At 74.2% G+C, this 4652-nt stretch carries 8 protein-coding genes; all 8 read left to right on the top strand.

Annotated features, from left to right (window positions below):
- The coding region (locus AC1DUQ_RS19860) for a pseudouridine synthase (RefSeq protein ID WP_477074435.1) at positions 1–1011 on the top strand (1011 nt) is incomplete at its 5' end.
- Complete coding sequence (locus tag AC1DUQ_RS19855; protein ID WP_477062132.1) at positions 1008–2117, top strand: prephenate dehydrogenase; 1110 nt, start codon at positions 1008–1010, stop codon at positions 2115–2117. The genes AC1DUQ_RS19860 and AC1DUQ_RS19855, both read left to right, overlap by 4 nt.
- On the top strand, positions 2099–2806 hold the full coding sequence (cmk, locus tag AC1DUQ_RS19850; RefSeq protein ID WP_477062131.1) for a (d)CMP kinase: 708 nt from the start codon (positions 2099–2101) through the stop codon (positions 2804–2806). Before AC1DUQ_RS19855 ends, cmk begins: the two co-directional genes overlap by 19 nt.
- Positions 2803–3090 (top strand): lysophospholipid acyltransferase family protein, encoded by a 288-nt coding sequence (locus tag AC1DUQ_RS19845; protein ID WP_477074434.1) that lies wholly within the window; start codon positions 2803–2805, stop codon positions 3088–3090. The genes cmk and AC1DUQ_RS19845 overlap by 4 nt, the downstream gene beginning before the upstream one ends.
- A 14-nt stretch (positions 3091–3104) precedes the next feature.
- Positions 3105–3479 (top strand): lysophospholipid acyltransferase family protein, encoded by a 375-nt coding sequence (locus tag AC1DUQ_RS19840; protein ID WP_477074433.1) that lies wholly within the window; start codon positions 3105–3107, stop codon positions 3477–3479.
- A complete protein-coding gene (locus tag AC1DUQ_RS19835) occupies positions 3476–3817 on the top strand; it encodes a methyltransferase domain-containing protein (RefSeq protein WP_477074432.1) in 342 nt (113 codons plus the stop codon). Before AC1DUQ_RS19840 ends, AC1DUQ_RS19835 begins: the two co-directional genes overlap by 4 nt.
- Complete coding sequence (locus AC1DUQ_RS19830) at positions 3739–4200, top strand: hypothetical protein (RefSeq protein ID WP_477074431.1); 462 nt, start codon at positions 3739–3741, stop codon at positions 4198–4200. The genes AC1DUQ_RS19835 and AC1DUQ_RS19830 overlap by 79 nt, the downstream gene beginning before the upstream one ends.
- 56 nt (positions 4201–4256) lie before the next feature.
- The coding region (locus tag AC1DUQ_RS19825; protein WP_477074430.1) for a GTPase at positions 4257–4652 on the top strand (396 nt) is incomplete at its 3' end.

Here is a 4652-nt window from a genome sequence, read left to right as displayed (position 1 = left end):
TCGCGGGACAGCGGGGGATACCGCGGCGGCGACGCACGAGACGGCGGCGGCTACCGGGGCGGTGACTCCCGGGGCGGTGCGCCGAGCGGTGGCGGCTCGCGCGGTGCCACCGGTGGGGCCTCTCGCGGTGGGCCTGGTGCGCCCTCGCGCAGCGGTGCACCTCGTCCGAAGAGCGGGACCGGCTACCCGCGCAGCGGCGGGACCGGACGCCCCCGCACCGACGGCGCGTCGAGCCGGCCGAAGAAGCCGACCCGCACCCCCGAGGTGACGATCGACGTCCACGACCCCGACGGCGTGCGTCTGCAGAAGGTGCTCGCGGCGGCGGGCCTCGGCTCGCGTCGGTCCTGCGAGGACCTCATCTCGGCGGGTCGCGTGACGGTCGACGGCAACAAGGTGCTCGAGCTCGGCGTGCGCGTCGACCCGCTGACGGCCGTGATCCACGTGGACGGCATGCGCGTGCAGCTGGACTCGTCGATCATCACCATCGCGCTGAACAAGCCGAAGGGCGTCGTCTCGACGATGCACGACCCCGAGGGGCGGCCGTCGATCGGGCAGTTCGTGTCCGACCGCGAGGAGCGGCTGTTCCACGTCGGCCGGCTCGACGCGGAGACCGAGGGCCTGATCCTGCTGACCAACGACGGCGACCTGGCCAACCGGCTGTCACACCCGTCGCACGGCGTCACCAAGGTCTACCTTGTCCAGCTCGAGGGGCGCGTCACACCCTCGCTCGGCGCGCGGCTGATCAAGGGCGTGGAGCTCGAGGACGGCCTGGCCAAGGTGGACAAGTTCCAGATCGTCCAGACCACCCCGCAGGCCAGCCTGGTGGAGATCGAGCTGCACGAGGGCCGCAACCGCATCGTGCGGCGGATCTTCGACGAGGTGGGCTACCCCGTGACGCAGCTCGTCCGCACGCAGATCGGCCCGATCCGCCTGGGTGACCTCAAGCCGGGTCGCACCCGCGTGCTCTCGAAGACCGAGGTGGGCTCCCTGATGACACGGGTGGGCATGTGACGCTGGCGACGCGAGGGCCGGTGCGGATCGTCGGCACCGGCCTGCTGGGCACGTCGGTGGGACTCGCGCTCGCCACGCACGGCGTCGAGGTGGTCCTGCACGACCCCTCGCGCACAGCCCTGGCGCTGGCCCGCGACGTGGGTGCCGGACGACCGGCACGCCCGGGGGACGTCGCGCCGACGTTGATCGTCGTCGCCGCCCCGCCGGACGTCACGGCGGACGTGGTGCTCGCAGAGCTCGCGGCGTACCCGGACGCGGTCGTGACCGACGTGGCGAGCGTGAAGGGGTACGTCCTCGCGGAGCTCAAGGCGGCGGGCGCGGACCTCACGCGGTACGTCGGCTCCCACCCGATGGCCGGGCGCGAGCGGTCCGGACCGTCAGCCGCGGTGCCGGACCTGTTCCTCGGGCGGCCGTGGGTGATCGCCGACTCGGGTGCGTCGACGCCCGAGGCGGTGCTGGCCGTGCGCGCGCTCGCCGTGGACCTCGGCGCGGTGCCGGTGACGATGGACGCCGACGCGCACGACGCCGCGGTCGCGGCCGTCTCGCACGTGCCGCAGGTGGCCGCGAGCCTCGTCGCCGCGCGGCTGCGGGGGACCGACGACGCCGCGCTCGGACTCGCGGGGCAGGGCCTGCGGGACGTCACGCGTCTCGCGGCGTCGGACCCGGCACTGTGGACGTCGATCCTGGCGGCGAACGCGTCGGCCGTGCGCGACGTCCTGGTGGAGCTGCGTACCGACCTCGACACCGTGATCGACGCTCTGCGCCAGGCCGCCGCGGCGGACGGTCCGGAGACGGTCGAGCTCGGTGCGCTTGCCACGTTGGCCCAGGCGATCGCCGACGGCAACGCGGGCGTCGCGCGGATCCCCGGCAAGCACGGTGGAGCGCAGCGCACGTACGGCGTGGTCACGGTGCTGGTGCCGGACGCCCCGGGCGAGCTGGCGCGGCTGCTCACCGAGGTGGGCGAGGCGGGCGTCAACCTCGAGGACCTGCACCTCGAGCACGCGGCCGGCCGACCGGTCGGCATGGCGGAGATCTCGGTGCTGCCCGGCAGCGTGGAGCACCTCGAGGCGGAGCTGACGGCCCGCGGATGGAGACTGGTGAGTTGAGCAGGGCGATGGTCGTGGCGATCGACGGACCCTCCGGTTCCGGGAAGTCGAGCGTCTCGCGGGGCGTGGCGAGCGCGCTGGGTCTGGCGTACCTCGACACCGGGGCGATGTACCGCGCGGCGACGTGGTGGTGCCTCGAGCAGGGTGTGCCGCTCACGGACGTCGACGCGGTCGCCGCGCAGGTGCGCGCGTTGCCGTTGGTCATGGGTACCGACCCGGCTGACCCGACCGTGCACGTCGGCGGCGTCGACGTCGGCCAGGCGATCCGCGAGACCGCGATCTCGGCGGCCGTCAGCGCGGTCGCCACCAACCTGGAGGTGCGTGCCGAGCTCGGCCGGCTCCAGCGTGAGGCCATCGACGAGGCGCGCACCCGCGGTGGGATCGTCGCGGAGGGCCGGGACATCACGACGGTCGTCGCCCCCGACGCGGACGTGCGGGTGCTGCTGACCGCGAGCGAGGATGCACGGCTCGCCCGGCGCGCCCGGGACGTGCACGGCTCCGACGACGCCGCCGCCGTCGAGGCGACGCGCGACCAGGTGCTCCGGCGCGACGCCGACGACTCGACCGTGGTGCAGTTCCACGAGGCCGCGGACGGGGTGGTCACCGTCGACTCCTCGCACCTCAACTTCGACCAGACCGTGCAGGCCGTGCTCGACGTCGTCGAGTCGGTCGTCGGCACCCGCCCGTGAGCACGACCGTCGGCCCGTCCGAGAGCGGCCCGCGGTGGGCGCGCTGGATCGGCCGGTTCCTGGCGCGCATGGTCTGGAACACGCAGGTCGTGGGCTCCCACCTGGTCCCCACCGAGGGCCCGGTCCTGTTCGCCGCGAACCACACCGGCATCATCGACGGCCCGATCGTGCTGGGGGTGTCCCCCCGGCCCTCGCACATGCTGGTCAAGTCGGAGATGTTCTGGGGTCCGGTCGGCGCGGTCCTGAGGGCCGCGGGTCAGATCCCGGTGGAGCACGAGCCCTGAACAGCGCGCTCGTCGTGCTCCGCCGCGGCGGCGTGGTCGGCGTGTTCCCGGAGGGCAACCGCGGCAAGGGGGACGCGGCGAGCGCGCGGGCGGGGGTCACCTGGCTCGCCCTGAACGGTCATGCGCCGGTGGTGCCCGTGGCGGTGCTCGGCACCCGCAGGACGGGGGAGTCGGTCGGTCACGTGCCCGGTCTGCGGCGTCGGCTGGCGATCGAGTTCGGCGAGCCGCTCGTCCTGGAGCGAGCCGTGGGGACGTCCGGCCGGGTGGCGCTGGAGCAGGCCAACGAGGCGATCCGTGTCGCTCTCGCGGAGCTCGTCGACAGCGCGGTCGCCCGCACCGGCCTTGACCTGCCCACGGACGACCCGAACCGCGAGCGCACACCGCGATGACCGGGTGGGAGTGGGACCGGTCGCTGTTCGCCGGCACCGCCGCTCACTACCTCGTCGGCCGCATGCCGTACCCGCGGGAGCTGGCGGACGCATTGCGGGACGCGCTCGGCCTGGACGGCACGGGCCGCCTGCTCGACGTCGGCTGCGGGCCGGGCTCGCTGACCCTGCTGCTGGCGCCCCTGTTCGCCGCCTCGGTCGGGGTCGACCCGGACCCCGACATGCTCCGCGAGGCAGCGCGCATGCGCAGTCCTTCCACTGGATGGACCAGCCCCTGGTCGCCGACCGGGTGCGCGCGATGCTCGACGACGGCGGCGCGTGGGTGCACGTGTCCGCGATGACGCACCGCGGGGTCGACGGCGACCTCCCGCTGCCGCACCCGCGCCCACCGTGGGACCGGATCGACCGGCTCGTCGCCGACTACCTCGGCCCGGTGCGTCGTGCCGGTCGCGGAACCCTGCCGGACGGGACGCGGGGCGGCGAGGAGGACGTGATGCGCGCAGCCGGTTACCAGGGGCCAGAGCGCCTTGTCGTCGCGCGCAGCGAGGTGGTCGAGCGGACCACCGACGACGTCGTCGCCGCCGTGCTCTCGCTCTCCAGCTCCGCTCCGCACCTCTTCGGCGAGCGCCTGGGTTCGTTCGAAGGCGACCTGCGCGAGCTCCTCGGCGCAGGGCCGTTCTCTGAGCAGGCGCGCGACGTCGCGGCCGCGATCTGGCGCCCGTGACCGGGCTCTCGCGCTGGTAGTCGTCCTGCGGTCGCCGCACCTGGGACAATGGGCGCATGACTGAGCCCGATCCCACCCTTGCGCTGCCCGACGAGGCCACCGAAGCCGACCGTGAGCGGGCGCTGCGCGCAGGGCTCACCGAGTACGAGCTCGAGGACGAGGACCTTGCCCTCCTGCACGCCGGTGATGTCGGGGAGATCGGCGAGGAGCCGGTCGTCGTCTTTCCCGTGCTCGCCGTCGTCGGCCGACCGAACGTCGGCAAGTCGACGCTCGTCAACCGCATCCTGGGCCGCCGCGAGGCCGTCGTCGAGGACAAGCCGGGCGTCACGCGCGACCGCGTGAGCTACCCCGCCGACTGGTCCGGCACGCGGTTCACGCTGGTCGACACGGGCGGCTGGGAGGTCGACGTGGCCGGCATCGAGGCGCGCGTGGCCCAGCAGGCCGAGGTCGCG

It is taken from the genome of Cellulomonas sp. P4_B5_2 (assembly GCF_056402235.1).
Note: the sequence above shows the minus strand (reverse complement) of the source record. Positions and strands in the feature narration are given on the sequence as shown.